The organism is Azoarcus sp. Soil_N_20 (genome assembly GCF_057656155.1).
In genome coordinates, this window is sequence record NZ_JBDGKX010000009.1 from 155,040 (window position 1) to 181,304 (window position 26,265).

Consider the following 26,265-nt stretch of genomic DNA (forward strand, 5'->3'; position numbering starts at 1 on the left):
TGCCGGAAGTGAACAACAAGGTGGAGGTGTGGGAGAGCGAAGCCGCCACCGCCGCGCGGGTCAAGCCGCGCGGCGGTGTACGGATCGCAGGCGTCGTGGGCCTGGCCCTGCTTGCCGGGGGCGGTATCGGCTACGGTGCGGGGACGGGCAACGGTCTCGTCGTCGGTGCCGGTACGACCGCGCTGCTGGCAGCGCTGGCGCTCGCGGTGACGCACTGGCGTGCCGAACGCCGCTGGCGGCTGGCCCTGTCCGCATTCGCCTCGGCGCTCGAGGCCGGCAACCTGACCGGGCGGATTGCGCACCACGATTCACGGCTGCAGCCGGAGATGGCCGAACGCCTCAATGCGATGACCCATGCGCTGGCGCAGGTGTTCGTCGACTTTTCGCGTTCGGTGCACGAGATCTCCAGCGTGGCCCGCGAAACCGCCGCGAACGCGGCCGACGGCGCCTCCGGCGTGCGTGCGCAGCGCGACGTCACCGTATCCTCGGCCGCGAGCCTGGAACAACTGTCGATCAGCCAGCAAGCGGCGAGCGAGCAGGCCCGTACGGTGGCGGCGGTGGCCGGGGAGACGCGCCAGGTGGCCGCGACCAGCGCCGGGCGCATCGAAGTGTTGTCGCACACCCTGGAGCGCCTGGCCGATACCGTGTCCGCCGCGGTCGGCCAGGCGTCCGGGCTCGATCGCGACTCGCAGGAGATCGGTGGCATCGTGCGGGTGATCGCCGAGATCGCCGATCAGACCAATCTGCTCGCGCTCAACGCCGCGATCGAAGCCGCCCGTGCCGGCGAGCAGGGCCGCGGCTTCGCGGTGGTCGCCGACGAGGTACGCAAGCTCGCCGAACGCACCGCCCAGGCCACCCGCGAGATTACCGAACGCATCGGCAAGGTCCAGGCCGGCATCGCCACCATGGCCGAGGGCATGGGCGGCGTGGATGCGCGTGCGCGCGGCACCGCGGTCGACGCGCGCGCCGCGGTGGTCGAACTGCAGGGCATGGAGCAGAGCGCCGAGCATGCCGGTCGCCTGGTGCAGGAGATGGCCGACGCGAGCCGCGAGCAGAGCGCGGCGAGCGAAGCGGTGGCGGCCAACATCGAGGAAGTCGCCCAGCTCGCCGACACCAACGAGCGGCGGGTGCGCGAGAACACCGAACTCGCCCGCTATCTCGACCAACTCGCACGGCAACTGAGCGAACGCATCGGTCGCTACCGCTTCGAGTGAACCCGGTTCGGCGTCATTGCCGCGGAGAACGAAAAAATGGCAATGGATTCGGTGGTGCCGGCCCTGTTCGGGATGGGGGCCGCGATTGGGGGGGTGGTACTCGCCGGTTGGCGGCTGCGTGGTCGCCGGGGCGCCTGGCGCGCGGACGCGGTGGTGGCCCTGGGCGCGTGCACCCGTCTGATCGGCATGTTGAGCGCGTTGCAGCAGCACCGCGGCCTGAGTACCGGCTGGCTGGCCGGCGATGCGAGCTTCGAGTCCCGGATGCACGCGCGGCGGCGCGACATCGATGCGCTGATGCCGGCCCTGATGGCGGTCGCCGCGCACGAGAACGGCATGCTGCGCCCGTGCTTCACGGTGCAGGATGCGGCCCTGTTCCGTCACCGCTGGCGCGAACTGGTCGATGGCCTGGAGAAGGCCACGCCGGAGCAGAACATCGCCGCCCACACCCGCCAGATCGAACGCCTGACCGGCATGCTCGCCGCCCTCGGCGAGGCGCGGATCGAACTGCCCGGCGGCTCGACCCTGCCGCCGGGGCTGGCGAAGAACTTCGCCTACCGTCTGCCCGCGCTCAGCGAATGTCTCGGTCAGGCACGCGCGATCGGCAGTGGTGCGGCGGCGGCGGGGCAATGCGCGCCGGTGGCGCGGGTCCGCCTGGTGTTCCTCGCGTCGCGGGCGGAGTCGCTGCTGCGCCAGGCGAGCGAGGTCGATGGGCGGCAGGCGGCCGGACTGCTCGCCCGCCAGAATGTGGACCGGCTGGCCACCCTGGTGCGCACCGGGCTGCTCGCCAGCGCTCGCACCACCATCACTGCAGAGGCCTACTTCGCCGCGGCGACCGAGGCGATCGACAGCGTGTTCGGCTGGATACGGGCCAGTGGCGAGACGCTACAGAAGGCGCTGGACGGGCAGGACGACAGCGGCGGGCGTGGCCCATGATGCGGCGGCACCCGGTCGTGGTCGCGGGGCGCTCGGCGTTCTGATCGGGCCCGCCGGGCTCGGACCGGCTCAGCGGACCTGCAGCCCGCGCGGGTGCAGCGGCGGATTGGACGTGGCGAGGCTCGCCGGCAGACTGCTCGCGCCGGTCAGATAAGCGTCGATCGCGCGGGCGACGTCGCGTCCCTCGCCGATCGCCCACACCACCAGCGAGGGGCCGCGAGCTGCGTCGCCGGCGACGAACACGCCCGGCAGCGCGGTCATCATCGCGGCGTCGACGGCGAGCGTGCCGTGCGCGGTGGTGGCCAGCCCGGCGCCGGCGAAGGGCTCGAGCCGGGGACCGGCGAAGCCGGCGGCGATCAGCACCAGGTCGGCCTCGATGCGGATTCCACTCTGCAGCACTTCCTTGACGACGCGGCGTCCGGCCGCGTCACGGCGCCAGCGCACGCGCTCGAAGTCGATCGCGTCGACGTGGCCGTCGCCGTCGGTGTCGACGAAGGCCGCCGAGTTCAGCGCAAAGGCTTCACTGCCGCCTTCGGCGATGGCATAGGTGGTCTCGTAGGTGGCCGGATGTGCCGGCCACGGATTGCCGCTCGGGCGCAGTTCGGGCGCCCGTCCATGGATGCTGACCTGGATCGCCTGCGCCGCACCCTGGCGATGGGCGGTGGCCATGCAGTCGGCGCCGGTGTCGCCGCCGCCGAGCACCACCACCCGTCGCCCGCGGGCATCGATCGGAGCGTCCACCGGGCGCCCGGCCTGGCGGCGGTTCTCGGCGACGAGGAATTCCATGCCGAAGTGAATGCCGGCGAGCTCGCGCCCGGCGATCGCCACGTCGCGCGGCGTGGGCGCGCCCAGCGCCAGGCAGACCGCGTCGAAGTCGCGACGCAGGCGCTCGAGCGGCAGGGCCACGCCGATCTCGACCCCGGTGCGGAACTCGATCCCCTCCGCGACCAGCTGCGCGACGCGCCGGGCGACGCGGTGCTTGGCCAGCTTGAAGTCGGGAATGCCGTACACCAGCAGTCCGCCGATGGCGTCGTCGCGCTCGAACACGGTCACGCGGTGGCCGGCGCGGTTGAGCTGCTGTGCCGCGGCCAGTCCCGCGGGGCCGGAGCCGACCACGGCGACGCGCCGTCCGCTGCGCCGTCGCGGCGGCTGCGGGACGATCCAGCCCTCGACCCAGCCGCGGTCCACGATCGCGCGCTCGATACTCTTGATGGTCACCGCCTCGGCGCTGATCGCCAGCGTGCATGCCGGTTCGCACGGGGCCGGGCAGGTGTAGCCGGTGAACTCGGGGAAGTTGTTGGTGGCATGCAGACGCTCCAGCGCCTCGCGCCAGTCCGCGCGTGCAACCAGATCGTTCCACTCCGGGATGAGGTTGCCGAGCGGGCAGCCGCCCATGCACGCCGGCACCCCGCAGTCCATGCAGCGCTCGCCCTGTGCGCGCAGCTGGGCCGCGTCCCACGACGGGGCGTAGATCTCGGCGTAGTCGCGTACTCGTTCGCGCGCTGGCCGGTAGGCGATCGGGATGCGCCGGTGGCGGCGGTAGCCGTCCGGGTGGTTCTCGCTCGCCGGCGCCACGGCGACGGGTGGGGGCGCGGCGTCGAGCGCGCTGCCCTGCTCCCGTTCGAGCACCCTGGCATAGGCCTCGGGGATCACCTTGACGAAGCGGGGGCGGCTGCTCGGCCAGCGCTCGAGCAGGCGGCGCGCCCTGACGCTGCCGGTGCAGGTCGCGTGCCGGGTCAGCAGGCGCCGCACCAAGGCGATGTCGCCCGCGTCCTCGAGCGTGCTCAGGCGCAAGGCCTCTTCGCTCAGGCGGTCGCGGAAATCGCCCGCGCCGTCGTACACGTAGGCGCTGCCCCCGCTCATGCCGGCACCGAAGTTGCGGCCGGTCGGACCCAGGATCACGACCACGCCGCCGGTCATGTATTCGCAGGCGTGCTCGCCGACGCCCTCGACCACCGCCTGCGCACCGGAGTTGCGCACCGCGAAGCGCTCGCCGGCATGACCGTTGAAATAGGCCTCGCCAGCGGTGGCGCCGTAGAGCGCGACGTTACCGATGATGACGCTGTGGGCGGCATCGAAGCCGGCGTCGAGCGGTGCGGCGACTGCGATCCGGCCGCCGGACAGGCCCTTGCCGACATAGTCGTTGGCGTCGCCGACCAGGTGCAGGCTGATCCCCGGGCACAGGAAGGCGCCGAAGCTCTGCCCGGCGTGGCCGCTGCAGTAGAGCCGGATGGTGTCGGGCGGCAGCCCGGCGGCGCCGTGGCGGCGGGTTACCTCGTAGCTGAGCAGGGTACCGAAGCTGCGGTCGCGGTTGCGGATCGCCACATGCTGGGTCACCGCTTCGCCGCGCTCCAGTGCGGCACGGGCCTGCGCAATCACGCCGTGGTCGAGCTTGGCGGCGAGCTTGTGGTCCTGCTCGAGCCGCTTGCGTGGTATGTCGTCGCCGGTCGCCGGTTCGAGCAGCGCCGACAGGTCGATGGCGAGGCCCTTGGGGTGGGCGAGCGCACGTGCCTTGAGCCGGTCGACGCGCCCGATCATCTCGTCCATGGTACGAAAGCCGAGCCGGGCCATCCGCTCGCGCACGTCCTCGGCGACGAACACGAGGTAGTTCATGACATGCTCGGGGAGGCCGGCGAAGCGCTGGCGCAGCGCCGGGTCCTGGGTGGCGATGCCGACCGAACAGGTATTGCAGTGGCACTTGCGCAGCATGATGCAGCCCAGTGCGACCAGCGCTGCGGTGCCGAAGCCATACTCCTCGGCACCGAGCAGGGCGGCGATCACGACATCGCGCCCGGTCAGGAAGCCGCCGTCGGCGCGCACGCGGATACGCGAGCGCAGCCGGTTCGCCATCAGCACCCGATGGGTTTCGGCGAGTCCCAGCTCCCAGGCGCCGCCGGCGCTCTTGATCGAGGTCTTCAGCGAGGCGCCGGTGCCGCCGCTGTCGCCCGAGATCAGGACTGCATCCGCGCGCGCCTTGGCGACGCCGGCGGCAATGGTGCCGACGCCTGCCGTGGCCACCAGCTTGACGTGGATCTCCGCGCCCGGGTTGGCGCACTTGAGGTCGTGGATGAGTTGCGCCAGGTCTTCGATGGAGTAGATGTCGTGGTGCGGCGGGGGCGAGATCAGGCCGACCCCGGGCACGGTGAAACGGACCTCGGCGATCCCCGCGTCGACCTTGCCGCCGGGCAGCTCGCCGCCTTCGCCGGGCTTGGAGCCCTGCGCCATCTTGATCTCGATCTGACGGGCGCTGGCGAGGTAGTGCGCGGTGACGCCGAAGCGCCCGCTCGCCACCTGCTTCATGCTGCAGGCGCGCTCGGTGCCGAAGCGCTCGATCTGCTCGCCGCCCTCGCCGGTGCCCGATTTGCCGCCGAGGCGGTTCATCGCCACCGCCAGCGCCTCGTGCGCTTCGCGGCCGAGCGAGCCGAAGGACATCGAGCCGGTGGCGAAGCGGGCGAGGATGGCGGCGAGCGGCTCGACCGCATCGACAGCGATGGCGCGCGCGGGGTCGGTGACGAAGTCGAGCAGCCCGCGCAGGTTGTGGAGGGCTCCGTCGGCGCCGTTCGCCGCGGCGGCGAAGTCGCGGTAGGCCTGGCGGTCGTTCTCGCGCGCGGCCTGTTGCAGCTTGCCGATGGTGTGGGGGTTCCAGTGATGGTGCTCGCCGTCGCGGCGCCAGTAGAGCTCGCCGCCGTGCACGAGAGCCAGGCTGCCCGGCAGCTGTTCGCCCCAGGCGAGGGCGTGGCGTTCGCGCATCTCGCGTTCGAAATGGGCCAGGCCGGCGCCGGGCAGTGCGCAGGCGGTGCCGGTGAAATAGGCGTCGACAAATTCGCGGGCGAGGCCGGTGGCCTCGAAAATCTGCGCCCCCTTGTAGCTCGCCAGGGTGGAGATGCCCATCTTGGCCATGACCTTGAAGATGCCGCCTTCAAGGGCGGCGCGATAGGCCGCGAGCGGATCGGCGGGGCACGCGGGCCCGCCTTTGGCAGCGAGCGCCTCGATGCTGCGGTAGGCGAGCCACGGATGAATGGCGTCGGCACCGTAGCCGAGCAGGGTGCACACGTGATGCACCGCCGCCGGCTCGCCCGCGCTCACCACGAGAGCGGCACGCATGCGCAGGCCGTTGCGGATCAGGTGGTGGTGTACGGCCGCGACCGCTAGCAGGCTGGGCATCGCGATGCGCTCGGGGCCGACCGCCGCGTCGCTCAGGATCAGGATCTCGCCGCCGGCCGCGATCGCCGCCACGCAGTCGGCGCAGACGCGCTCGATCGCCTCGTGCAGCCCGTGCGCGGGGGCGAAGCAAAGGTCCACCCGGTGCGCGCGGAGGCCTTTGTGCGGGCGCGTCTCCAGCGTCGCCAGCGCGGCCATGTCGGCATCGGACAGGATCGGCGAATCGAGGAGCAGCTGGCGGCAGTGTTCGGGGCTGGCCGCGAGCAGGTTGCGATGGCGGCCGACCGGGGCGGCGAGCGAGGTCACCAGGGCCTCGCGCAGGTAGTCGAGCGGCGGGTTGGACACCTGGGCAAACTGCTGCTTGAAATAGGCAAACAGCGGCCGGGGGCGGGCCGACAGCACCGCCGGCGGGGTGTCGTCGCCCATCGCCCCGATCGGATCCTTGCCGTCGGCGGCCATCCGCTCCAGCAGCGCGTCGAGCAGTTCCCCGGTGTAGCCGAAGGCGCGCTGCAGGCGCACCAGGTCGGCACAGCCCGTGGGGGCGCGTGAGGCGACGGAAGGTGCGGCGGCGGTTAGCGCGTGCAGACTCAGCTGGTGCGTATGTAGCCACGCCCCATGGGGCGGGCGGGTGAGTTCGGCGAACACTTCCGCCTCCGGCACCAGGCGACGCTGTTCGACGTCGGCCACCAGCAGCTGGCCCGGTCTGAGCCGACCCTGCTCGACGATGTCGTGGGCCGGAATCTCGAGCACGCCGGTTTCGCTGGCGAGGACCAGGCGCCCGCCGCGGGTCAGGCAGTAGCGGCACGGCCGCAGCCCATTGCGGTCGAGGATCGCGGCGACGCGCGCACCGTCGGTCGCCACCACCAGCGCCGGCCCGTCCCACGGCTCCATCAGCGCCGCATGCCAGGCGTAGAAGTCGCGTCGCGCCGGGTCCATGAAGCGGTCGTGGTGCCAGGCCTCGGGAATCATCATGCGCAGCGCATGCGGCAGGCTGCGTCCGGCGATCATCAGCAGTTCGAGCACGTTGTCGAACACCGCACTGTCGCTGAGCCCCTCGGTGGTCACCGGCAGGACCGTCGCGAGCTCGGTGCCCAGCCGTTCCGAGGCCATGTCCGCCTCCTGGGCGCGCAGCCAGTTGAGGTTGCCGCGCAGAGTGTTGATCTCGCCGTTATGCACCAGGTGACGGTAGGGATGGGCCAGCTCCCACGCGCCCAGGGTGTTGGTCGAGAAACGCGCATGCAGCAGCACCAGCGCCGAAGCGGTGCGGGGGTCGTTCAGGTCGGGATAGAAGCGTGGCAGCTGCGCGCAGGTGAGCAGCCCCTTGTAGACCACGGTGCGGCGGTCGAGCGAACACAGGTAGAAGAGCTCGCACCCGGCGCCGCCCAGGTGCTGCGCCTCGGCTGCCCGCTCGATCGCGCGGCGCAGCACGTAGAGACCGACATCCAGTGCCTCCGGGGCGAGCCGCTGGAGCGGGACGACGAAACACTGCCATACCGTCGGCCGCGACTCGGCCGCGGTACGCCCGAGCCCGCCCGGATCGACCGGCACCTCGCGCCAGCCGACAAGGCCGAAGCCGCGCGCGCGGCTGACCGACTCGACCAGTTGGCGCACGCGGTCGCGGCGCTGCACGTCGCGCGGCAGGAAGGCCTGGCCGACGCCATAGGAGCCCGCCGCCGGCAGGCCGTCGACCTCGTCGGCGAACAGCGCATGCGGCGTCTGCAACAGGAGCCCGGTGCCGTCGCCGGTCTCCTCCTCCGCGCCGCGGGCGCCGCGGTGATCGAGGTTGGCAAGGACGTGCAGGCCATCCGCGACCAGGGCGTGCGTGGCGCAGCCGGAAAAGTCAACGAGGGCACCGACTCCACAACTGGCGTGGGTCTTGAGGATGGCGCCTCCTGATGCTCAAACCTGCTCGGTTGAGTATAGGTGCTGATCGCGGCGGATGCGATGTGCCTCGGGCGGGACGCCGCTCACGGTGGCGGCGCGCTGAAGAAAAGGTCGCGCATCAGGAATACGTAGTCGCCCTCGATCGCCATCAGCCCGACCAGTGCCAGCAGGCACAGCGGCGGCAGCAGGATCGCGTAGATCAGGGCCAGCCGCTCCCAGCGCAGATGCATGAACACGGCGACGATGAGGCCGGCCTTGAGAAACATGAAGGCCAGGATCAGGAACCAGCGCAGCCCGCCCTCGAGCTCGAAGTAATCGACCAGGTAGGAGAACGTCGACAGCACGAACAGCAGGCCCCACACCTTGAGGTAGAGGCCGATCGGATGTTGTTGCCCGGAGGTGTGTTCCATGGCGGCCCCTCACCACAGGTAGAACAGCGCAAAGATGAATACCCACACCAGATCCACGAAGTGCCAGTACAGACCGGCGATCTCGACGATCTGGTAGTTGCCGCCGGCCTCGTAGCGCCCCCCCAGCAAGCGTGCGGCGACCACCAGCAGGTAGATCACCCCGGCGCTGACGTGCAGGCCGTGAAAGCCGGTGATCATGAAGAAACTGGCGCCGAACTGCGCCGCCCCCATCGGGTTGCCCCACGGGCGCACGCCTTCGCCGATCAGCTTGGTCCATTCGAATGCCTGCATGCCGACGAAGGCCGCGCCCAGCATGGCGGTGGCCAGCATCAGTGCGGCGGCGCGCACGCGGTTGCGGCGGTAGGCGTAGTTCACCGCCATCGCCATGGTGCCGCTGCTGGTGATCAGGATGAAGGTCATGATCGCGATCAGCACCAGCGGGATCGACTGGCCGCCGATGGTGAGCGCAAACACCTCGCTCGGGCTCGGCCACGGCACGGTGGTGGAGATGCGCACCGTCATGTAGCCGGTCAGGAAGCAGCTGAAGACGAAGGTGTCCGAGAGCAGGAAGATCCACATCATCGCCTTGCCCCACGGCACCTGGAACACCCGGCTGTCGTCGGACCAGTCGGCGACCACGCTGCGCCAGCCGCCCGGGGGCGGCGCTGAAGTCGGTTGTGCGATCGAGCTCATGACGGTTCTCCCGGGGTGTCAGCGTATGCCGCAGATCTCGGCGAGCACGCGCAGGGTCTGGGGCGGGCTCGTGAGCAGGGCGAACAGCACCAGCCACACCGCGAACAGGAAGTGCCAGTAGCGCGCGCACAGGGTCACCTCCAGGCTCAGGCGCTGCGCTGCGGCGCCGTCCGCGGCGCGTGCGAACACACGCCCCCAGGCGACCAGGCCGCCGGCAAGGTGCAGCCCGTGTACCCCGGTGAGCAGGTAGAAGAAGCTCGCCGCCGGGTTGCTGGCGACGAAGTGGCCGCCGTCGATGAAGCGCAGCCACAGCCAGCCCTGGCCGAACAGAAAGGCAAGCGTGAACAGCGCGCCGCAGGCGAGCGCGAGGCGAAGGCGTTCCGCCCTGTTGCGCCGCGCGGCCATGGTGGCCGCCTGCAGCGCGATGCTGGCGGCCAGCAGCAGCGCGGTGTTGAACCACAGCGGCGCGAGACTGGCGAGCGGGCGCCCGGGCGCGCCGGCAAGGGCCTGCCAGTCGGGCAGTTGCGCACGGATCAGGAAGGCGAGCAGGAACAGGCCGAACAGCACCCCGATGACCGCCAGCAGCACCCGCAGGGCGACCCGCGCGGGCGCGGTGACGGGGCCGGTGGCGGGCGGCGGGGGTTCGGGCAGCCAGGGTTTGGCGGTGAGGGCATCGAGGAAGCTCATGCGTGACCCTCCCATGCGGACTGGTCGGCCACTGCGTCGCCGCCGTCCCGCGGCACGTTTTGCGGGATGAAGTCGCGCGCGGCCCCGGGGACGCTGTAGTCGTAGGCCCAGCGATACACCACGGGCACGCTGGCCCCCCAGTTGCCATGGCGCGGCGGGGTGTCCGGGGTCTGCCATTCGAGGCTGGTGGCGCCCCATGGATTGGCGCCTGCCGGTTTGCCGCGGACAGCGCTCCACCCCAGGTTCCACAGGAAGACCAACTGGGCAACAGCGACGGTGAGCGCGGCCACGGTGATGAAGGCGTTGAGCTCCTGCGCCGAGGCAGGGATGAACTCGTAGCCTTCGTAGGCGTAGTAGCGGCGCGGCATGCCGAGGAAGCCGAGGTAGTGCATCGGGAAGAAGATCGCGTAGGTCCCTAGAAAGGTGACCCAGAAATGGAGCTTGCCCAGGGTCTCGTCGAGCATCCGCCCGGTGACCTTGGGGTACCAGTGGTAGAGCCCGCCGAAGATCGCGAGGATGGGCGACACCCCCATCACCATGTGGAAGTGGGCGACGACGAAATAGGTGTCGGAGAGCGGGATGTCCACGCTCACGTTGCCGAGGAAGAGCCCGGTCAGCCCGCCGATGACGAAGGTGCTGATGAAGCCGATCGCAAACAGCATCGGCACGGTCAGATGGATGTCGCCGCGCCACAGGGTCAGCACCCAGTTGTAGACCTTGATCGCGGTCGGCACCGCGATGATCAGCGTGGTGGTGGCGAAGAAGTAGCCGAAGTAGGGGTTCATGCCGCTGACGTACATGTGATGAGCCCACACCACGAAGGACAGCGCGCCGATCGCCACGATCGCCCATACCATCATGCGGTAGCCGAAGATGTTCTTGCGGGCATGGGTGCTGATCAGGTCGGAGACGATGCCGAACGCGGGCAGGGCGACGATATACACCTCGGGATGGCCGAAGAACCAGAACAGGTGCTGGAACAGCACCGGGCTGCCGCCGCCGTGCTCGAGGGTCTGCCCCATCGACACGATGGCGGGCATGAAGAAGCTGGTGCCGAGCAGTTTGTCGAACAGCATCATGACCCCGCTGACCAGCAGCGCCGGGAAGGCGAGCAGCGCCAGCACGCTGGCGGTGAAGATGCCCCATACGGTAAGCGGCATGCGCATCAGGGTCATGCCGCGGGTGCGCGCCTGGAGCACGGTGGTGACGTAGTTGAGGCCACCCATGGTGGCGGCGACGATGAAGATCACCAGCGAGCCGAGCATCAGCACGATGCCCCAGTCGGTGCCGGGGGTGCCGGGCAGGATGGCCTGTGGCGGATACAGCGTCCACCCTGCACCGGTGGGCCCGCCGGGGACGAAGAAGCTGGCCAGCAGCACCACCACCGCGAGCAGGTAGACCCAGAACGACAGCATGTTGAGGTAGGGGAACACCATGTCGCGGGCACCCACCATCAACGGGATCAGGTAGTTGCCGAAGCCGCCGAGGAAGAGCGCGGTGAGCAGGTAGATCACCATGATCATGCCGTGCATGGTGACGAACTGGTAGTAGCGCACCGGGTCGATGAACTCGAACGCGCCGGGGAAGCCGAGCTGGAGCCGCATCAGGTTGGACAGCACCAAACCCACCAGGCCCACCGCGATCGCGGTGAGGGTGTACTGGATCGCGATCACCTTATGATCCTGGCTCCACACGTAGCGGGTCCAGAAGCTGGGGGGTTCGTGGTGGATTGCGGATTCGGCGGCAGTCATTGCGGCATCCTCGGGGTCTCGACGCGGGCTATTTCGCCTCGCCCTGCACCGTGGGCGGCGTGGCGAGCGACTCGATGTAGGCGACCAGCGCCGCGGTTTCGCGCTCGTCGACTTGCGCCGGCGGCATGATCGCGGGATAGCCCTGGACGATGGTCGCGTTGGGCTCGCGGATCGCCTGTTCTAGATAGGCCGCGTCCACGCGCACGCGGCTGCCGTCGGCGAGCGTTTCGAGCTTGCCGAACAGCCCCATCCAGGTCGGGCCGACGCTGCGGCTGCCGTCGGTGCTGTGGCAGGCGAGACAACCGCGGGCCTGGGCCAGCGCACGACCATGGATGGCGGGCGCGGCGGTGCCGTCCCCGGTGCCCGCCGCGAGCCTCCGGGCAAAGGTCGGGCGTGCCGCCAGCCAGGTGCGGAAGGCGGCTTCGTCCTCGACCACCACCAGGCCGCGCATGTTGTAGTGGCCCACGCCGCACAGCTCGGCGCACAGGATCTCGAAGCGCCCGGCCTCGGTAGGGGTGAACCAGAGCCGGGACACCAGGCCCGGCACCAGGTCCATCTTGGTCCGGAACTGGGGCACGTAGAAGTTGTGCAGGACGTCGCGCGAACGCAGCAGGACGAGGACCGGCTTGTCCCGCGGAAGATGGAGTTCGCCATCGTCGACCAGCACATCGTCGGCGCCGTCGGGATCGTCGGGATCGAGCCCGAAAGGTTCGGTGAGGCTCATGAAGCGGGTGTCGGTGCGTCCCAGCCGGCCGTCTTCGCCGGGGAAGCGAAAACGCCACTGCCATTGCTGGCCGAGCACTTCGACCGTCATCGCGTCCGCCGGCGGCGAGATCATGTCGGAGTACACGTACAGGCCGGGGGCGAGCATCGCGACGATGCCCAGCGAAGTGCCGGTGGTGAGCCAGCCTTCGAGCTTGCGGTTCTCGGGGTCGAACACGGCACGTCGCCCCTCGCGATGGCGGTAGCGGACGAGCATCCAGGCGATGAACAGGTTGACCACGACGAAGAGCACGCCGGTGATCACCAGGGTGATCAGCATGGTGTCGTCGAGCAGGGTCCAGTTCGAAGCCAGTGGCGTGAACCACCACGGACTCAGGAAGTGGAACAGGATGGCCGCGACCACGATGAGGATCAATGCGACTGCGAGCGTCATACGCGACTCCGCGACCGTTCTCCCCAGGGCGCCGATGGCGGCGCCGAGTGCTGTGCTGGTGATGGTCGGCCCCCGCGCCACCGCGGGCCACCGCAAGGCGCGCCATCGGGCCGTTGTGAACCTGCCGGTCGCGGGTGACGCGCTCGTTCGCCGCACCGGATGCGCGGTGCAGCGCTACACGCAAAACCCCCTCTGAATGAAAGGTAGTTCCCGGATCGGCTTCCCGCAAGGGCGCGGGCGAACCCGTACCCTTGCGACCGGCGCACCGATCAGGTTACGGAAACGAGGGAATGGTGGGCTCGGTGCCTTCGATCTCGGCCTCGGGGTGGTGGCCCCGGATCCTGTCCTGGAAGTCCTCGACCTGAGCCTTGGGAACATCGATCATCATCAGGATCATGCCGTTTTCGATCGCCTCCTCGAACCGCGCCAGGCGCGAGTTGGGCAAGCTCACGCCGATCATCGCCGAAACCCAGGCCCCGAATCCGGCTCCGCCGAGTGCGCCGAACAGGATCGCGCCACCGGCCACGACCATACCTGCCGGCGGAAAGGCGATCGCCAGCAGCCCGGCGAGCACGCCGGTGGTGCCGCCGACCGCCATGCCGCGTTCGAGCGCGGGAACGAGGTCGGTCTTCTGTGCCAGGCCTGCTTCGGGAAGCTCCTCGAGTTCAGTCCCGGCCCGGGCCAGCACGTGCATGTGCTCGTACGGGACATGGGCGAGAAGCATTTCGTCGACGATCTTGCGCGCCGTCTCGACGTCGGGTAACAGGAAATACAGCCGCTTCAACCCTCTCATGGTCATCTCCTTTGCGGGCGAGGGCGGCGGCCTTGATGACTCGTCGAGGCTGTTGGGGCAAGCGCTCGACGGATCCATCCCGTATGCGCGCCCGAAGGCGCCGGGAAACAACCGAGCCGCACACGGCCGACTGTGGGTGCAGGCGTTGACCGGACCAACGGGCCCGCCTTCGACTGCGCAAGCTTATGACCGCGGTCCGTGGTCAAGGTTTCCGGCATGCGCGGCGCCGCTCCTGTGCTTCCCGCATTGGCCCCGCACGCACCGGGTCGGCATCACTCCGAGTCGTAACCCAGCAGCCGCCCGTCGACGATGCGCCGGGCCACACCCTCCGGCACGTCCTTCTCCCACGGGCCATGTCCGCGGCGCAGGCCGGCGAGGGTCTCGGCCGAATCGATGCCGAGATGGCTCTCGTCCTGCGGTTCGATCGCAACCAGCTTGCCGTTCTCGCGCAGGTGGGCGAGCAAGTGGCGCAGGTGGCCGGGGACGGCGACGTTGTCGAGCGTGACCATGTCCACCTCGCCGTGACGGCGCGAGGGATAGACGTAGACGTGGGTGTTGTCCGGGAACAGCTTGCCGAAGGCTTCGAGGATGCCGCCTTCCAGGCCCTCGTAGTATTTCTCGTCGAACAGTGCCTGCAGGTCACGCACGCTGAGTACGATGCCGATCGGCTTCTGCGTGTAGCGGCGCAGGTAGGCGCGCAGGCGGAAGAAGCGGACGTAGTCCGAGATCATCACGGTATAGCCCTGCGAGGCGAGCAGATCGATGCGGGCGAGGAAGTCGGCGCCGTCGATGTTGTCGCCGCTGACCAGCGAGTTCATCGTGATCTCGGCGAGCGACAGGACCTCGGCCTCGTCCACCGCCGACACCTGGCTGAACTGCTTCTGGCCGCCCAGCATCATGTCGATGTTGACGCAGGTGACCGGCTTGAAGCTGCCGCGGATCACCAGCATCGGCTTGCGGTAGAGCAACTCGCCCGGCACCACCACCTCGCCCGCGGGGTTGAAGATCACCGCCCGGGTGAGCCAGCTGCGGATCAGGTGAAGGTTCAACAGCCGGTTCTCGACCTCCTCGAAATAGGGCCCGGAGAAGTGGATCAGGTCCACTTCGATGCGCTCCGGACCGAGCCCGTCGGCCAGGCCCTCGACCACCCACTCCGGCTGATCGTGGTGGAAGAAGGCGCCGTGGATCAGGTTGACGCCGAGGATGCCGAGCGCCTCCGACTGCATTGCGTTGTCGTTGTCGAGCATGCGCACATGCATGATCACGTCGCTCGGTGCCGCCCCCGGATGCAGTTGCAGGCGGATGCCGATCCAGCCATGGCACTCGTTCTTCTGCTTGAAGCTGCGTGCGGTCACCGTGGCCGCGTAGGCGAAGAAGGTGGTGTTCTTCGGGCGCACGTGGGCGAGGCGGTCGACCACCTGGGTGAACTCCTTCTCCAGCATCTGCATCAAGCGCGCGCGGCTGACGTAGCGGTCGACGTGGCCATAGATGTCGTCGCTGACCGCCATGTCGTAGGCCGACATGGTCTTGGCAACGGTGCCGGCGGCGGCGCCGACGTGGAAGAAACGGCGCGCCACCTCCTGTCCGGCGCCGATCTCGACGATCGAGCCGTACTTGAACTTGTCGAGGTTGATGGCGAGGGCTTTGTGGTCGGTGGTCAGGCTGTTGTCGCGTTTGCGCATCGGATCGGCTCCGTGGGGGGCAGGGCGGCGCGGTGGCCGGACGAGTGGCGTTCCAGGGCGCGCTGCGGCGCCCGGTGGCAGGCTTACTTCAGCAGAAAACCCCGGTTGTGCAGGGCTTCCACCAGACGGTCGCGGCCCGACAGGGTTTCCGGCCCGGCGATGCGCTTGGCCGAGTGCACGGCCCAGGTGCCGTGCACATTCATCTTCTGTTCCTCGTAGAAGCGGGCCATCGCGTCGTTGTAGGCCGCGATACCGGCGTCCTGGGCCGCGAGCGAGTAGCTGTCGTGGTGCACGACCACCGACTGCGGCGGACGCGGCTTGATCGAGGCCGGTTTGGCCGGATCGGGGGTGCCGACACACATGCCGAACACCGCGACCACCCGCGACGGCAGATCCAGTAGTTCGGCCACCGCCTCCGGCTTGTTGCGCATGCCGCCGATATACACCGTGCCGAGACCGAGCGACTCCGCCGCCGAGACCGCGTTCTGCGCGGCCAGCGCAGCGTCGATCACGCCGACCAGGAACATCTCGAGATAGTCGAGCGCAGCGCTCGGGCGGTCGTTGTCGGCGGCGAGCTTCTCCAGGCGCGCGAGGTCGGCGAGCCACACCAGTTGCAGCGGCGCGTCGCGCACATGGGCCTGGCCGCCGGCGCAGTCGGCGAGCGCGGCGCGCTTGGCCGGGTCGCGCACCGCGACCACGCTCCATGCCTGCAGGTTGGACGAACTGGCGGCCGACTGGGCGGCGGCGATGATGGCGGTGAGCTGATCGTCGCTGACCGGCTCGGGCAGGTAGCTGCGCACCGAGCAGTGGCCGAGCAGGTTGTCGATGATCGGGCTCCAGCTGTGCGGGGCGGGCATGGCATTGCTGCCGTATCGGATGTCGAGGCGGGCCTGGGCATCAAGCATGGGGAAGGGCTCCTTGCCGGAAATGACGATGTGGATCGCCGGGGTGACCCCGGTCGGGCCGCCTGCCGGCATAGCCGCCAAGTATACGTGCTCCGCGCGCCTGTCCGCGCATTGCGGCTGACGGCATCGGGGATTCGCTGGTATAGTGCGCCCCGTGGCGGGTCTCCCCGCATTGCAGCGCGGTGAACCTGGTCAGGGCCGGAAGGCAGCAGCCACAGCCGTTTCCTGCAAGTGCCGGGGGTCAGGCTCGCCACCCCGAACACGGAAAAAGGGCGTCTCCTCGCGGGGACGCCCTTTTTGCCGACTGCCATCCGTATTGCGACGGCGACGGGATCAGCCGAGCACGGTGTCCATCAGCATCATCGCGACGAAGCCTGCGATCAGGCCACCGGTCGCCAGGGTCTCGTGCCCGCGGCGATGCGATTCCGGGATGATTTCGTGGCTCACCACGAACAGCATGGCGCCGGCTGCGCCGGCCAGGCCCCACGGCAGCAGGGCAGCCGAGGTCGACACCATCATCGAGCCGGCCACCGCCGCGATTGGCTCCATCAAGCCGGAGATGGTGGCCACCGCGAAGGCGAACAGGCGGGTGTAGCCGGCACTCGCCAGGGCGATGGCGACGATCAGACCCTCGGGCACGTTCTGTAGCGAGATCCCGGTCGCCACCGCATTGGCCCCGGCGGACCCGCTCGCGACGCCGATTGCAAGGCCCTCCGGAATGTTGTGCACGGCAATCGCGAACACGAACAGCCACACCGCGGTGGCGCTGCGCGCACCGTCCGACGCATGGGTGTGCGGCAGTGCGCGGTCCACCGCGAGCAGCAGGGCGGCTCCGGCGCCGAGTCCGAGCGCGACCAGCAGCGCCGCGTCGGTGCTCGACGCGCCTTGCACCTGAGCCGCATCGAAGGCCGGCAGCAGCAGCGAGAACACGCTGGCGGCGAGCATCACCCCGGCGCCGAAGCCGAGCAGCAGGCCCTGGATGCCGCTGCCGATGCGGCCCATCACGAGTACCGGCACGGCGCCCAGCGCAGTCGCCGCCGCTGCCATCACACCGCCGGTCACTGCGCCGGAGATCGGAATCTCGAACTGTTCGATGCCGCTCGCGATGCGGGCGGCGACAAGGGCGAGGCCGGTGAGGGCAATCAGCCAGCCGCTGATCGCGCGCAGCGCGCCGATCGGGTTGGGGCGCTGGAAATGCAGACTGGCAAGCTTGGCAACCATGGCGGCTCCTTTCCGAATCGTTTCCCGGTTGAGAGGCCGGGATATGTATTCAGTATGGGAGTCGGGTTACGATAGCTCAAATTGAATTAAGAAACTAACTTGATAGCGAAATCACATTGTCACGGCCGCCGATACCCGCCCGGTACGCCTTGTGGCGACAGCACGATCTGCCACAACTGGTTGGTGCGTGCGCGGAAAGTGCCGGCGCACGCCAGCAGGTAGTAGCGCCACATGCGATGGAAGCGCTCGCTGTAGCGTCCTGCGAAGCCGGGCCAGGCGGCTTCGAAGCGCGCATGCCACGCCATCAATGTGCGATCGTAGTCGGCACCGAAATTGTGCACGTCCTCGATGATGAAGTTGCGCTCGCTCGCGTCCGCGATCTGGCCGAGTGCGGGAACGTCTCCGTTGGGAAAGATGTAACGATCTATCCACGGGTCGGTCGGGGTGTGGCGCAGATTCTTGCCGATCGTGTGCAGCAGGAACAGCCCGTCCTCCTTCAGGCTGCGCCGCGCCATGTCGAAAAAGGCGCGGTGGTTCTTGTGACCGACGTGCTCGAACATGCCGATCGAGGCGACGCGGTCGAACTGCTCGCTGCCGTCGAGGTTGAAGCTGCGGTAGTCCTGCAGCCGGAACTCGACGTCGAGGCCGCGGCAGCGCACCTGCCCCAGTGCGGCTTGCTCCTCCGAAATGGTCAGGCCGATACATCCGACCCCGTAGTGTTCGGCCGCAAACTTCATCAGGCTTCCCCAGCCGCAACCGATATCGAGCAGGCGCATGCCGGGTGCGAGGCCCAGCTTGCGGCAGATCAGGTCGAGCTTGGCCGTCTGCGCCTCTTCGAGGGTCTTGGCCTCGGCCCAAAAACCGCAGGTGTAGGCCATGTGGCCATCGAGCATCGCCTGGAAGAAGTCGTTGCCGAGGTCGTAGTGCATCTTTCCGACCTGCCAGGCTCGGCGCATGGTCTGCAGGTTGAACAGGCGCGCCCGCAATCCCTGGATCACCAGCGCAGTGGCGCCCACTTTTTCGTCGAGGCGGGCCGACAGCACGCGGGTGATGAACTCATCGAGCTGCTCGCAATCCCACCAGCCATCCATGTAGCTCTCGCCGAGGCCGAGGCTGCCCTGGGCCAGGATGCGGTCGGCGGTCTGGGGGTGGTGAATGACGATATCCCATGGCCGGTCACCGTTGACTTCGATGTCCGCCATGGCAAAAAGATCGGCCATCGCCCGCTGAGTGGGGGCGTCGCTCGGCGGTGGCAGCTCCCGGGCAAGGGCGGGTGATGCGCTTGTAATGCGGGTTTGTTCCATCCTTGCTCCCTCCTTGCGGTCGGTTGAAGCGGTGAGCTGGAAGCCGCACGGCGTGAGCCGTCCGGTCTGAAACGCGCGCCGGGACGAATCCGGTTCGTGCTTGCTTGGTCCGTTGGCAGACCAAGTGCGCTGGCGACGCCTGCGCCAGAGGCCGGGTCGCATCGGGTGCCGTTGCGGATGTGACGGCGCTCGATCTCCTCCGGTGCGTCGCCCAGGGCGTGGGCGGGTTGTCGAAAAGTACTTGCTGCTGCGCGGCACTCATCAGCCGGAACAGGGCGCGTGGTTGTGAGTAATAGTCGTCATCGTCCTCGCGAAAGTTCCAGGGATAGGCTGTGCCGTCGATCGCCAGCGGCGGCTCGCGGTGGTCCGCCTGTTCCTGCCCGTCGCTGTAGCCGTTGGGCTGGTCGCCCAGGGTGCCGCCGAGATGGCTTTCATTTCTCTTAATAGGGTTAATGAATTATAGGTATCCTTTTAATGGTGTGCTGCTATGGAATGCTGTGTTTTTACGCCGGGTCGCGCGCGTCGCTCTGCTAGAATCCGGCTCCATGAGCTATCAGGTTCTCGCACGCAAATGGCGGCCGAAATCCTTCGGCACGCTGGTCGGTCAGGAGCACGTGGTCCGGGCGCTGTCGCATGCGCTGACTACCGGCAGGCTGCACCACGCCTGGCTGTTTACCGGGACGCGCGGGGTGGGAAAGACCACGATCTCGCGCATTCTCGCCAAGGCCCTCAACTGCGAGACCGGAATTACCGCCGAGCCTTGCGGCACGTGCGATGCCTGCCGTGCGATCGATGCCGACCGCTTTCCCGACTATGTCGAAATGGACGCCGCCTCCAATCGCGGCGTCGACGACATGGCGGCCCTGCTCGACAAGGCGGTGTATGCGCCGTCGCAAGGGCGCTACAAGGTCTACATGATCGACGAGGTTCACATGCTCACCGGGCATGCGTTCAACGCCATGTTGAAGACGCTCGAAGAGCCGCCCGAGCACGTCAAGTTCATCCTCGCGACCACCGACCCGCAGAAGATTCCGGTGACGGTGTTGTCGCGCTGTCTGCAGTTCAATCTCAAGCAGATGCCGCACGCGGCGATCGTCGATCATCTGTCGCGCGTGCTCGAGGCCGAAGCGGTGAGCTTCGAGCCCGGCGCGTTGCGCCACATCGCCAAGGCCGCGAGCGGCTCGATGCGGGATGCGCTGTCGCTGCTCGATCAGGCCATTGCCCATGGCGCGGGCAAGGTGCTCGAGGAGCAGGTGACCCACATGCTCGGCACCGTGGGCGACGATCACCTGTATGCCGTGCTCGACGCACTGGCGGCGGGAGATGTCGGCGCGCTGCTGGCGGTCGCCGATGGCATGGAAACGCGCAGCCTGTCCTTCGATGCCGCACTGCAGGCGCTGGCGTCGCTGCTCGGCCGGATCGCACTGGTCCAGTTCGCGCCCGCGGCCATCACCGACGAGCTCGAACGTCAGCGGCTCGAACCCCATGCGGCGCGATTCGATCCCGAGTTCCTGCAACTGGCCTACCAGATCGCGATCCACGGCCGCGACGAACTCGCGCTGGCGCCGGACGAATACACCGGTTTCACCATGACTTTGTTGCGCCTGCATGCCTTCCGTCCGGAGCAGCCTGCTGCGCTGGGCTCCGCAGTGCTTGCCGGCGGCGGTGGCGCGGGGCTGGCGAAGGCGCTGCCTCCGACGCCGAAAGCGGCCCCCGCGCAGGCAACCGCTTCCGTGCGGGCGACGCCTTCCGCGCCTGCTGCCGGGGTGCGTGAGGAGGCGAAACCGGAGCGACCATCGGCCCCGGCCGCCCTTCCTCCGGCCGCCCTCGAGCACAAGGAACCGGTGCGGGCCGCAGATGTTCCGCCCATGGTCGAGCGCGGTGCTGCCAGTCGTGACATCGCGCCGTGGGAGGATCTGCCCCCGGAAGCCATGGTGCAGGATGAGGCCTATGTCGGCGGCGGGGACAATGCCGGCCTTGAACCTGACCGCGACCCGACGCCCGCGTCCACGCCGCCGCCGACCCCGCCTGTGGCCGCCGCTCCGGTCCGCGGTCGTGAGGGCGCGTCGGTGCCGCCGGCTGCCGGCGCGCCGATTGTCGGCGGAGCGGCACCCGACGCCACGCTCGCTGCCGCGTTCGCCGCCGGCGACTGGCGCACGGTGGTACGCGGGCTGGGCCTGGGCGGGCTGGTACGCGAATTTGCCCAGCACTGCGAATGGGTCGGCTGCACCGACGAGTTGCTGACGCTGCGCCTGTCCGATACCCATCGCCATCTGCTCGACATGAACCGGGGGGCGGTGGAACGCGTGCAGGATCAGCTGGCCTCGGCGCTGGCCCGGCCCCTGAAGATCCGTATCGATGTCGGTGCGATTGCCGGCGAGACGCCGGCCCAGCGCGACGAGATCGAGCGCCGCGCGCGTCATGCCGAAGCCGTTGCCGCCCTCGAGAGCGATCCCTTTGTCCGCGAGTTGATCGAGCGTTTCGATGCCACTCTGATCGAAGCTTCGGTCAGACCCGTGTGAACCATTCATTCCACCTTTGGAGTATCCACCATGATGAAAGGCGGTATTGGCGGCCTGATGAAGCAGGCCCAGCAGATGCAGGAGAACATGAAGAAGATGCAGGACCAGCTCGCCAGCGTCGAAGTCGAGGGCCAGGCTGGTGCGGGCATGGTGAAGATCGTCATGACCTGCAAGCACGATGTGCGTCGCGTGTCGATCGACGATTCGGTGATGGACGACAAGGAGATGCTGGAAGATCTCGTCGCCGCGGCCGTCAACGATGCCGTACGCAAGGTCGAGAGCACCACCCAGGAGCGCATGGCCGGGTTCACGTCCGGGCTCAACCTGCCGCCGGGATTCAAGCTGCCGTTCTGATCCGATGTCACCGTCCACTCTCGACGAGTTGATCGACGCGCTGCGCTGTCTGCCCGGGGTCGGTCCCAAGTCGGCGCAGCGCATGGCCTATCACCTGCTGCAGCGCGATCAGCGCGGGGCGACCCGGCTGGCGCGGGCAATGGGGCGCGCGCTCGAGGTGTTGCGCCATTGCGAGCGCTGCAACACCTTTACCGAGGAGCCGGTCTGCCAGCGTTGCGCCAATCCGCGGCGCGATGCAGCGCAGCTGTGCGTGGTCGAGATGCCGGCCGACCTGGCGATGATCGAGCAAACCCAGTCCTTCAACGGTCTGTACTACGTACTGATGGGCCGTCTGTCGCCGCTCGACGGGATCGGCCCGCGCGAACTGAAGCTCGACAAGCTGCTGGCCCGGGCGACCGACGGCAAGGTTCGCGAGGTGATCCTCGCCACCAATTTCACCAATGAGGGCGAAGCGACGGCGCATACGCTCGCCACCCTGCTCTCGGCACGTGGGCTGGCGGTCAGTCGGCTATCCCGCGGCGTACCCGTGGGTGGGGAGCTGGAACACACCGATATCGGCACCATCGCCCAGGCGCTGGTCGAACGGCGCACGCTCTAGCTTTCTTGTGCGGCGCAAAATTTCGCCCGGTTGCGTATGCGATCGCGGCCCGGCGAGGTGTTGAAATCCTTGACTGCTCAATGTCTTGGCGACATCGGCTTTCTCTGTTGCAGTGAGTTCGCTATAATCCGTTGGTTTTTGTATCCAGGTCTTTCGTTTTCCTTTCTGGGAAGAGGGTCATGAGCGTTGAACAAAAGATGGACAGCGGCCGCCGCACCTTGTTGCTGGCGACGTCTGCCGTAGGTGGCGTTGCCGCCGTGGCGACCGCAGTGCCGTTCGTTGCCAGTCTGACGCCTTCCGAGCGCGCGAAGGCAGCAGGCGCACCGGTCGAAGTGGATATTGGCAAGCTCGCGCCGGGCGAGATGATGACGGTCGAATGGCGCGGCAAGCCGGTGTGGGTACTCCGCCGTACGCCGGAAATGCTGGCGGCACTGGACAAGGCGGAACCGAATCTGAGCGATCCGGACTCCGAGAAGCCGCAGCAGCCGGACTACGCGAAGAACAAGCATCGTTCGATCAATCCCGAATTCCTGGTCACGGTCGGGATCTGTACGCACCTCGGGTGCTCGCCGTCGGAGAAGTTCAAGCCGGGCGCGGAAGGCGGTATGTCCGCCGACTGGCCGGGCGGTTTCCTGTGCCCCTGTCACGGGTCGATATTCGACCTGGCCGGGCGCGTCTATAAGAGCATGCCGGCGCCGGACAATCTCGAGATTCCGCCGTACAAGTATCTTGCGGATACCACCATTCTCGTTGGCGATGACGGAAAGGCATAAGCGATGACGACCAAATCCCAAGCCTTGCTGAACTGGGTCGATGAGCGTTTTCCGCTGACGTCGTCGATCAAGGGGCACCTGACCGAGTACTACGCGCCGAAGAACTTCAACTTCTGGTATTTCTTCGGTTCGCTCGCGCTGCTGGTGCTGGTGATCCAGATCCTGACCGGAATCTTCCTGGTCATGCACTACAAGCCCGATGCCTCGCTGAACGCCTCCGGGGTGCCGGTGGCCTTTGCCAGCGTCGAGTACATCATGCGCGACGTGCCGGGCGGCTGGCTGATCCGCTACCTGCACTCCACCGGGGCCTCGGCCTTCTTTGTGGTGGTCTATCTGCACATGTTCCGCGGGCTGCTTTATGGTTCCTACCGCAAGCCGCGCGAACTGATCTGGATCTTCGGCACGCTGATCTTCCTGGTGCTGATGGCCGAGGCGTTCATGGGCTATCTGCTGCCATGGGGGCAGATGTCGTTCTGGGGCGCGCAGGTGATTGTCAACCTGTTCTCCGCGATTCCGGTGATCGGTCCCGACCTGTCGCTGGTCATCCGTGGTGACTTCGTCGTCTCCGATGCCACGCTGAACCGTTTCTTCTCCTTCCATGTCATCGCCGTGCCGCTGGTGCTGATCGGTCTGGTTGCCGCGCACATCATCGCGCTGCACGAAGTCGGGTCCAACAACCCGGACGGGGTCGAGATCAAGAAGAAGAAAGACGCCAACGGCATCCCGCTCGACGGCATTCCCTTCCATCCGTACTACACGGTGAAGGATATCGTCGGGACCGTGGTGTTCCTGTTCTTCTTCAGCGCGGTGGTGTTCTTTGCGCCCGAAGCAGGCGGCTACTTCCTCGAGTTCAACAACTTCCTGCCGGCCGACCCGCTGGTCACGCCGCCGCACATCGCGCCGGTGTGGTACTTCACCCCGTTCTATTCCGTGCTGCGTGCGATCACCTATCCGCTGTTCGGCCTCGACGCGAAGTTCTGGGGCGTGGTCGGAATGGGTGCGTCAGTGGTGATCATTGCCTTCCTGCCGTGGCTGGACCGCAGCCCGGTGAAGTCGATCCGCTACAAGGGCCCGATCTTCAAGGCCGCGATTGCGATCTTCGTGGTGTGCTTCTTCGTCCTCGGCTATCTGGGCGTGTTGCCGCCGACCCCGGGTCGCACCCTGGTGGCGCAGATCTGCTCGGTACTGTACTTCGCCTTCTTCCTGGCCATGCCGTGGTACAGCAAGCTCGACAAGTGCAAACCCGAACCGGAAAGGGTGAATTTCAAATGAAATCGCGTGTAATCAAGTTCATCAAGCGTGCCGCCGCGGTGGTGCTGTTCGCGCCGGCGATGGCGATGGCCGCCGGTGCCGTGCTCCATCTGGACAAGGCACCGGTGAGCACGGATCCGGCTGCGCTGCAGCACGGCGCCAAGCTTTTCGTCAATTACTGCCTGAACTGCCACAGTGCATCGTTCGTGCGCTACAACCGGATGGGCGAGATCGGCCTGACCGAGCAGGCGATTCGCGACAATCTGCTGTTCACTGCGGACAAGACCGGCGAGCTGATGAAGGTCGCGATGCGGCGCGAGGAGGCCAAGGCATGGTTCGGTGCTCCGCCGCCGGATCTGACCCTGGTCGCACGCGCCCGTTCTTCCGAGTTCGGCAGCGGTGCGGACTGGCTCTACACCTACCTGCGCCAGTTCCATCGCGATCCGAACCGGCCGACCGGCTGGAACAACGTGGTTTTCCCCAACGTCGGCATGCCGCACGTGCTGTGGGAACTGCAGGGCGATCAGGTCGCGACCACGGGCGATAACGGTACCGCGCTCGAGCTGGTCAAGCCCGGCAAGCTATCCGCGCAGGAGTACGACAAGGCGGTAGCCGACCTCGTGTCCTTCATGGTGTGGATGGCCGAACCGGTTGCCGACAAGCGCAAGTCGATCGGCATCGTCGTGCTGGTCTTCCTCGCGGGTCTGTTCGTCCTGTCCTACGCGTTGAAGAAGAATTACTGGAAGGACATTCATTGAGCGGAACGGTGACGGGTCACATGGCCTGACACACACTTTCGTCCAGACGCACCGCGCAAATTGCTGCGTGGTGCGCTTTTGTTTTTTGCACCCGGAGTCGCAACATCATGATGAATCTATATTCCGGCACGACCGATCCCTTTAGTCACCGCTGCCGGATCGTGCTCTTCGAGAAGGGCATGGATTTCGAGGTGATCGATGTCGACCTCTACAACAAGCCCGAAGACATCGCTGTCATCAACCCCTACAACCGTGTGCCGGTGCTGGTTGACCGCGATCTCGTGCTGTACGAGTCGAACATCATCAATGAATACATCGACGAGCGTTTCCCGCATCCGCAGTTGATGCCGCCCGACCCGATCATGCGCGCCCGTGCGCGACAGCTGCTCCATACCTTCGAGCATGAACTGTTCGCGCACATCGCTGCACTCGAGGCCAACCAGAAGGGTACCGACAAGACTCGCGTGCATGTGCGCGATCACCTCACCCAGCTGGCGCCGATCTTCACCAAGCAGAAGTTCATGCTCGGCGACGAGTTCTCCATGCTCGACGTCGCGATCGCCCCCCTGCTGTGGCGCCTGGAGCATTACGGCATCGAGCTGCCCAAGGCCGCAGCGCCGATGATGAAGTACGCCGAACGCATCTTCAGCCGGCAGGGCTTCATCGACGCGCTGACCCCGTCCGAGAAGGTGATGCGGCGCTGACACTGAGGATGGTCCGGCGGCGTGTACGCACACGCTGCCGGGCCTGAGAAGGGACTTACGAAATGGTATCCACCAAGCCCTACCTGGTCCGCGCCATTTACGAATGGTGCGTCGATCAGGGCTTCACGCCCTATCTGGCCGCGCGCGTCGATGAAAACACCCGCGTGCCACCGGGCTACGCCAAGGATGGGCAGATCGTGCTCAATGTCGCATCCGATGCCACCAATCAGCTATCGATGGATAACGAGCTGGTGAGCTTTCAGGCGCGGTTCAATGGTGCTGTGCATCATATTTCCATTCCGATGGCGAATGTCACCGCAGTTTATGCGCGCGAGAACGGCCACGGCATGGCCTTCGAACCCGAGTTCGGCGACGAAGGCGATCCAGCAGCGGACGCCGCCCTCACGTCCGAGATCTCCGACGGCGAGCCTGCAGCTGCACCCGCCGACGGCGATGAGGTTCGTCCGCCGCCGCGTGGCGGTCACCTCAAGATCGTGAAGTAGCCGACCCG

22 protein-coding genes and 1 other RNA gene are annotated in these 26,265 nt (G+C 67.5%); 11 read left to right on the top strand and 12 right to left on the bottom strand.

Annotated elements, in window-relative coordinates:
- Positions 1–8: 8 nt before the first annotated feature.
- Together AC3A35_RS18340 and AC3A35_RS18345 are read left to right on the top strand one after the other, a co-directional pair.
- Positions 9–1,214: a methyl-accepting chemotaxis protein gene (locus AC3A35_RS18340; protein WP_487437631.1), complete on the top strand. Its 1,206-nt coding sequence runs from the start codon at positions 9–11 to the stop codon at positions 1,212–1,214.
- A gap of 36 nt (positions 1,215–1,250) precedes the next feature.
- Positions 1,251–2,147, top strand: coding sequence for a nitrate- and nitrite sensing domain-containing protein (locus AC3A35_RS18345; RefSeq protein ID WP_487437632.1), 897 nt, complete (start codon positions 1,251–1,253; stop codon positions 2,145–2,147).
- A 69-nt stretch (positions 2,148–2,216) separates the two neighbouring features.
- On the opposite strand, the gene gltB is transcribed toward AC3A35_RS18345, so the two are convergent.
- From gltB to AC3A35_RS18390, 9 genes are all read right to left on the bottom strand, one after another.
- Positions 2,217–8,192, bottom strand: a complete 5,976-nt coding sequence (gene gltB, locus AC3A35_RS18350; protein ID WP_487437712.1) for a glutamate synthase large subunit — start codon at positions 8,190–8,192, stop codon at positions 2,217–2,219.
- Between the two features lie 83 nt (positions 8,193–8,275).
- Complete coding sequence (locus AC3A35_RS18355) at positions 8,276–8,602, bottom strand: cytochrome C oxidase subunit IV family protein (RefSeq protein ID WP_487437633.1); 327 nt, start codon at positions 8,600–8,602, stop codon at positions 8,276–8,278.
- A gap of 9 nt (positions 8,603–8,611) precedes the next feature.
- Entirely contained in the window at positions 8,612–9,295 is a 684-nt protein-coding gene (locus AC3A35_RS18360) for a heme-copper oxidase subunit III family protein (RefSeq protein WP_487437634.1), read from the bottom strand.
- Between the two features lie 18 nt (positions 9,296–9,313).
- Complete coding sequence (locus tag AC3A35_RS18365) at positions 9,314–9,982, bottom strand: cytochrome c oxidase subunit 3 (RefSeq protein ID WP_487437635.1); 669 nt, start codon at positions 9,980–9,982, stop codon at positions 9,314–9,316.
- The gene (gene ctaD, locus AC3A35_RS18370; RefSeq protein WP_487437636.1) at positions 9,979–11,733 is read right to left on the bottom strand and encodes a cytochrome c oxidase subunit I; all 1,755 of its coding nucleotides are present in this window, start codon (positions 11,731–11,733) and stop codon (positions 9,979–9,981) included. The genes AC3A35_RS18365 and ctaD overlap by 4 nt, the downstream gene beginning before the upstream one ends.
- A gap of 28 nt (positions 11,734–11,761) precedes the next feature.
- Positions 11,762–12,889: a c-type cytochrome gene (locus tag AC3A35_RS18375; RefSeq protein WP_487437637.1), complete on the bottom strand. Its 1,128-nt coding sequence runs from the start codon at positions 12,887–12,889 to the stop codon at positions 11,762–11,764.
- A 274-nt stretch (positions 12,890–13,163) separates the two neighbouring features.
- Positions 13,164–13,682 (bottom strand): DUF1269 domain-containing protein, encoded by a 519-nt coding sequence (locus tag AC3A35_RS18380; RefSeq protein WP_487437638.1) that lies wholly within the window; start codon positions 13,680–13,682, stop codon positions 13,164–13,166.
- Between the two features lie 272 nt (positions 13,683–13,954).
- Entirely contained in the window at positions 13,955–15,364 is a 1,410-nt protein-coding gene (locus tag AC3A35_RS18385; protein ID WP_487437639.1) for a TonB-dependent receptor, read from the bottom strand.
- 83 nt (positions 15,365–15,447) lie between these two features.
- Positions 15,448–16,269, bottom strand: a complete 822-nt coding sequence (locus AC3A35_RS18390) for an NADPH-dependent oxidoreductase (RefSeq protein ID WP_487437713.1) — start codon at positions 16,267–16,269, stop codon at positions 15,448–15,450.
- A 156-nt stretch (positions 16,270–16,425) separates the two neighbouring features.
- Between AC3A35_RS18390 and ffs the strand changes: the two genes are divergently transcribed.
- An RNA gene (ffs, locus tag AC3A35_RS18395) (signal recognition particle sRNA small type) lies at positions 16,426–16,524 on the top strand.
- Between the two features lie 78 nt (positions 16,525–16,602).
- On the opposite strand, the gene AC3A35_RS18400 is transcribed toward ffs, so the two are convergent.
- From AC3A35_RS18400 to AC3A35_RS18410, 3 genes are all read right to left on the bottom strand, one after another.
- The gene (locus AC3A35_RS18400) at positions 16,603–17,490 is read right to left on the bottom strand and encodes a ZIP family metal transporter (protein WP_487437640.1); all 888 of its coding nucleotides are present in this window, start codon (positions 17,488–17,490) and stop codon (positions 16,603–16,605) included.
- 119 nt (positions 17,491–17,609) lie between these two features.
- Positions 17,610–18,779, bottom strand: coding sequence for a cyclopropane fatty acyl phospholipid synthase (cfa, locus tag AC3A35_RS18405; RefSeq protein ID WP_487437715.1), 1,170 nt, complete (start codon positions 18,777–18,779; stop codon positions 17,610–17,612).
- Positions 18,667–19,248 (bottom strand): catalase-related domain-containing protein, encoded by a 582-nt coding sequence (locus AC3A35_RS18410; protein WP_487437716.1) that lies wholly within the window; start codon positions 19,246–19,248, stop codon positions 18,667–18,669. The genes cfa and AC3A35_RS18410 overlap by 113 nt, the downstream gene beginning before the upstream one ends.
- Positions 19,249–19,339: 91 nt before the next feature.
- Here AC3A35_RS18410 and dnaX point away from each other — a divergent pair, with 91 nt between their 5' ends.
- From dnaX to AC3A35_RS18450, 8 genes are all read left to right on the top strand, one after another.
- A complete protein-coding gene (dnaX, locus tag AC3A35_RS18415) occupies positions 19,340–21,316 on the top strand; it encodes a DNA polymerase III subunit gamma/tau (protein WP_487437641.1) in 1,977 nt (658 codons plus the stop codon).
- A 30-nt stretch (positions 21,317–21,346) separates the two neighbouring features.
- The gene (locus tag AC3A35_RS18420) at positions 21,347–21,670 is read left to right on the top strand and encodes a YbaB/EbfC family nucleoid-associated protein (RefSeq protein WP_487437643.1); all 324 of its coding nucleotides are present in this window, start codon (positions 21,347–21,349) and stop codon (positions 21,668–21,670) included.
- A 4-nt stretch (positions 21,671–21,674) separates the two neighbouring features.
- Positions 21,675–22,268: a recombination mediator RecR gene (gene recR / locus AC3A35_RS18425; protein ID WP_487437644.1), complete on the top strand. Its 594-nt coding sequence runs from the start codon at positions 21,675–21,677 to the stop codon at positions 22,266–22,268.
- A 179-nt stretch (positions 22,269–22,447) separates the two neighbouring features.
- Entirely contained in the window at positions 22,448–23,041 is a 594-nt protein-coding gene (petA, locus tag AC3A35_RS18430; RefSeq protein ID WP_487437645.1) for a ubiquinol-cytochrome c reductase iron-sulfur subunit, read from the top strand.
- A 3-nt stretch (positions 23,042–23,044) separates the two neighbouring features.
- Positions 23,045–24,313: a cytochrome b gene (locus AC3A35_RS18435; protein ID WP_487437646.1), complete on the top strand. Its 1,269-nt coding sequence runs from the start codon at positions 23,045–23,047 to the stop codon at positions 24,311–24,313.
- A complete protein-coding gene (locus AC3A35_RS18440; protein ID WP_487437647.1) occupies positions 24,310–25,050 on the top strand; it encodes a cytochrome c1 in 741 nt (246 codons plus the stop codon). The genes AC3A35_RS18435 and AC3A35_RS18440 overlap by 4 nt, the downstream gene beginning before the upstream one ends.
- 107 nt (positions 25,051–25,157) lie before the next feature.
- On the top strand, positions 25,158–25,754 hold the full coding sequence (locus AC3A35_RS18445) for a glutathione S-transferase N-terminal domain-containing protein (RefSeq protein ID WP_487437648.1): 597 nt from the start codon (positions 25,158–25,160) through the stop codon (positions 25,752–25,754).
- Positions 25,755–25,816: 62 nt separating this feature from the next.
- Positions 25,817–26,257 carry a ClpXP protease specificity-enhancing factor gene (locus AC3A35_RS18450; RefSeq protein WP_487437649.1) on the top strand — a complete coding sequence of 147 codons (441 nt, stop codon included), beginning with the start codon at positions 25,817–25,819 and terminating at the stop codon, positions 26,255–26,257.
- Positions 26,258–26,265 lie beyond the last annotated feature (8 nt).

Excerpts from the sequence above, each read along its gene's own strand:
- AC3A35_RS18345 (WP_487437632.1), top strand. The coding sequence starts at position 1,251 with ATGGCAATGGATTCGGTGGTGCCGGCCCTGTTCGGGATGGGGGCCGCG.
- AC3A35_RS18355 (WP_487437633.1), bottom strand. The coding sequence starts at position 8,602 with ATGGAACACACCTCCGGGCAACAACATCCGATCGGCCTCTACCTCAAG.
- AC3A35_RS18360 (WP_487437634.1), bottom strand. The coding sequence starts at position 9,295 with ATGAGCTCGATCGCACAACCGACTTCAGCGCCGCCCCCGGGCGGCTGG.
- AC3A35_RS18365 (WP_487437635.1), bottom strand. The coding sequence starts at position 9,982 with ATGAGCTTCCTCGATGCCCTCACCGCCAAACCCTGGCTGCCCGAACCC.
- ctaD (WP_487437636.1), bottom strand. The coding sequence starts at position 11,733 with ATGACTGCCGCCGAATCCGCAATCCACCACGAACCCCCCAGCTTCTGG.
- AC3A35_RS18375 (WP_487437637.1), bottom strand. The coding sequence starts at position 12,889 with ATGACGCTCGCAGTCGCATTGATCCTCATCGTGGTCGCGGCCATCCTG.
- AC3A35_RS18380 (WP_487437638.1), bottom strand. The coding sequence starts at position 13,682 with ATGAGAGGGTTGAAGCGGCTGTATTTCCTGTTACCCGACGTCGAGACG.
- AC3A35_RS18385 (WP_487437639.1), bottom strand. The coding sequence starts at position 15,364 with ATGCGCAAACGCGACAACAGCCTGACCACCGACCACAAAGCCCTCGCC.
- AC3A35_RS18390 (WP_487437713.1), bottom strand. The coding sequence starts at position 16,269 with ATGCTTGATGCCCAGGCCCGCCTCGACATCCGATACGGCAGCAATGCC.
- AC3A35_RS18400 (WP_487437640.1), bottom strand. The coding sequence starts at position 17,490 with ATGGTTGCCAAGCTTGCCAGTCTGCATTTCCAGCGCCCCAACCCGATC.
- dnaX (WP_487437641.1), top strand. The coding sequence starts at position 19,340 with ATGAGCTATCAGGTTCTCGCACGCAAATGGCGGCCGAAATCCTTCGGC.
- AC3A35_RS18420 (WP_487437643.1), top strand. The coding sequence starts at position 21,347 with ATGATGAAAGGCGGTATTGGCGGCCTGATGAAGCAGGCCCAGCAGATG.
- recR (WP_487437644.1), top strand. The coding sequence starts at position 21,675 with ATGTCACCGTCCACTCTCGACGAGTTGATCGACGCGCTGCGCTGTCTG.
- petA (WP_487437645.1), top strand. The coding sequence starts at position 22,448 with ATGAGCGTTGAACAAAAGATGGACAGCGGCCGCCGCACCTTGTTGCTG.
- AC3A35_RS18435 (WP_487437646.1), top strand. The coding sequence starts at position 23,045 with ATGACGACCAAATCCCAAGCCTTGCTGAACTGGGTCGATGAGCGTTTT.
- AC3A35_RS18440 (WP_487437647.1), top strand. The coding sequence starts at position 24,310 with ATGAAATCGCGTGTAATCAAGTTCATCAAGCGTGCCGCCGCGGTGGTG.
- AC3A35_RS18445 (WP_487437648.1), top strand. The coding sequence starts at position 25,158 with ATGATGAATCTATATTCCGGCACGACCGATCCCTTTAGTCACCGCTGC.
- AC3A35_RS18450 (WP_487437649.1), top strand. The coding sequence starts at position 25,817 with ATGGTATCCACCAAGCCCTACCTGGTCCGCGCCATTTACGAATGGTGC.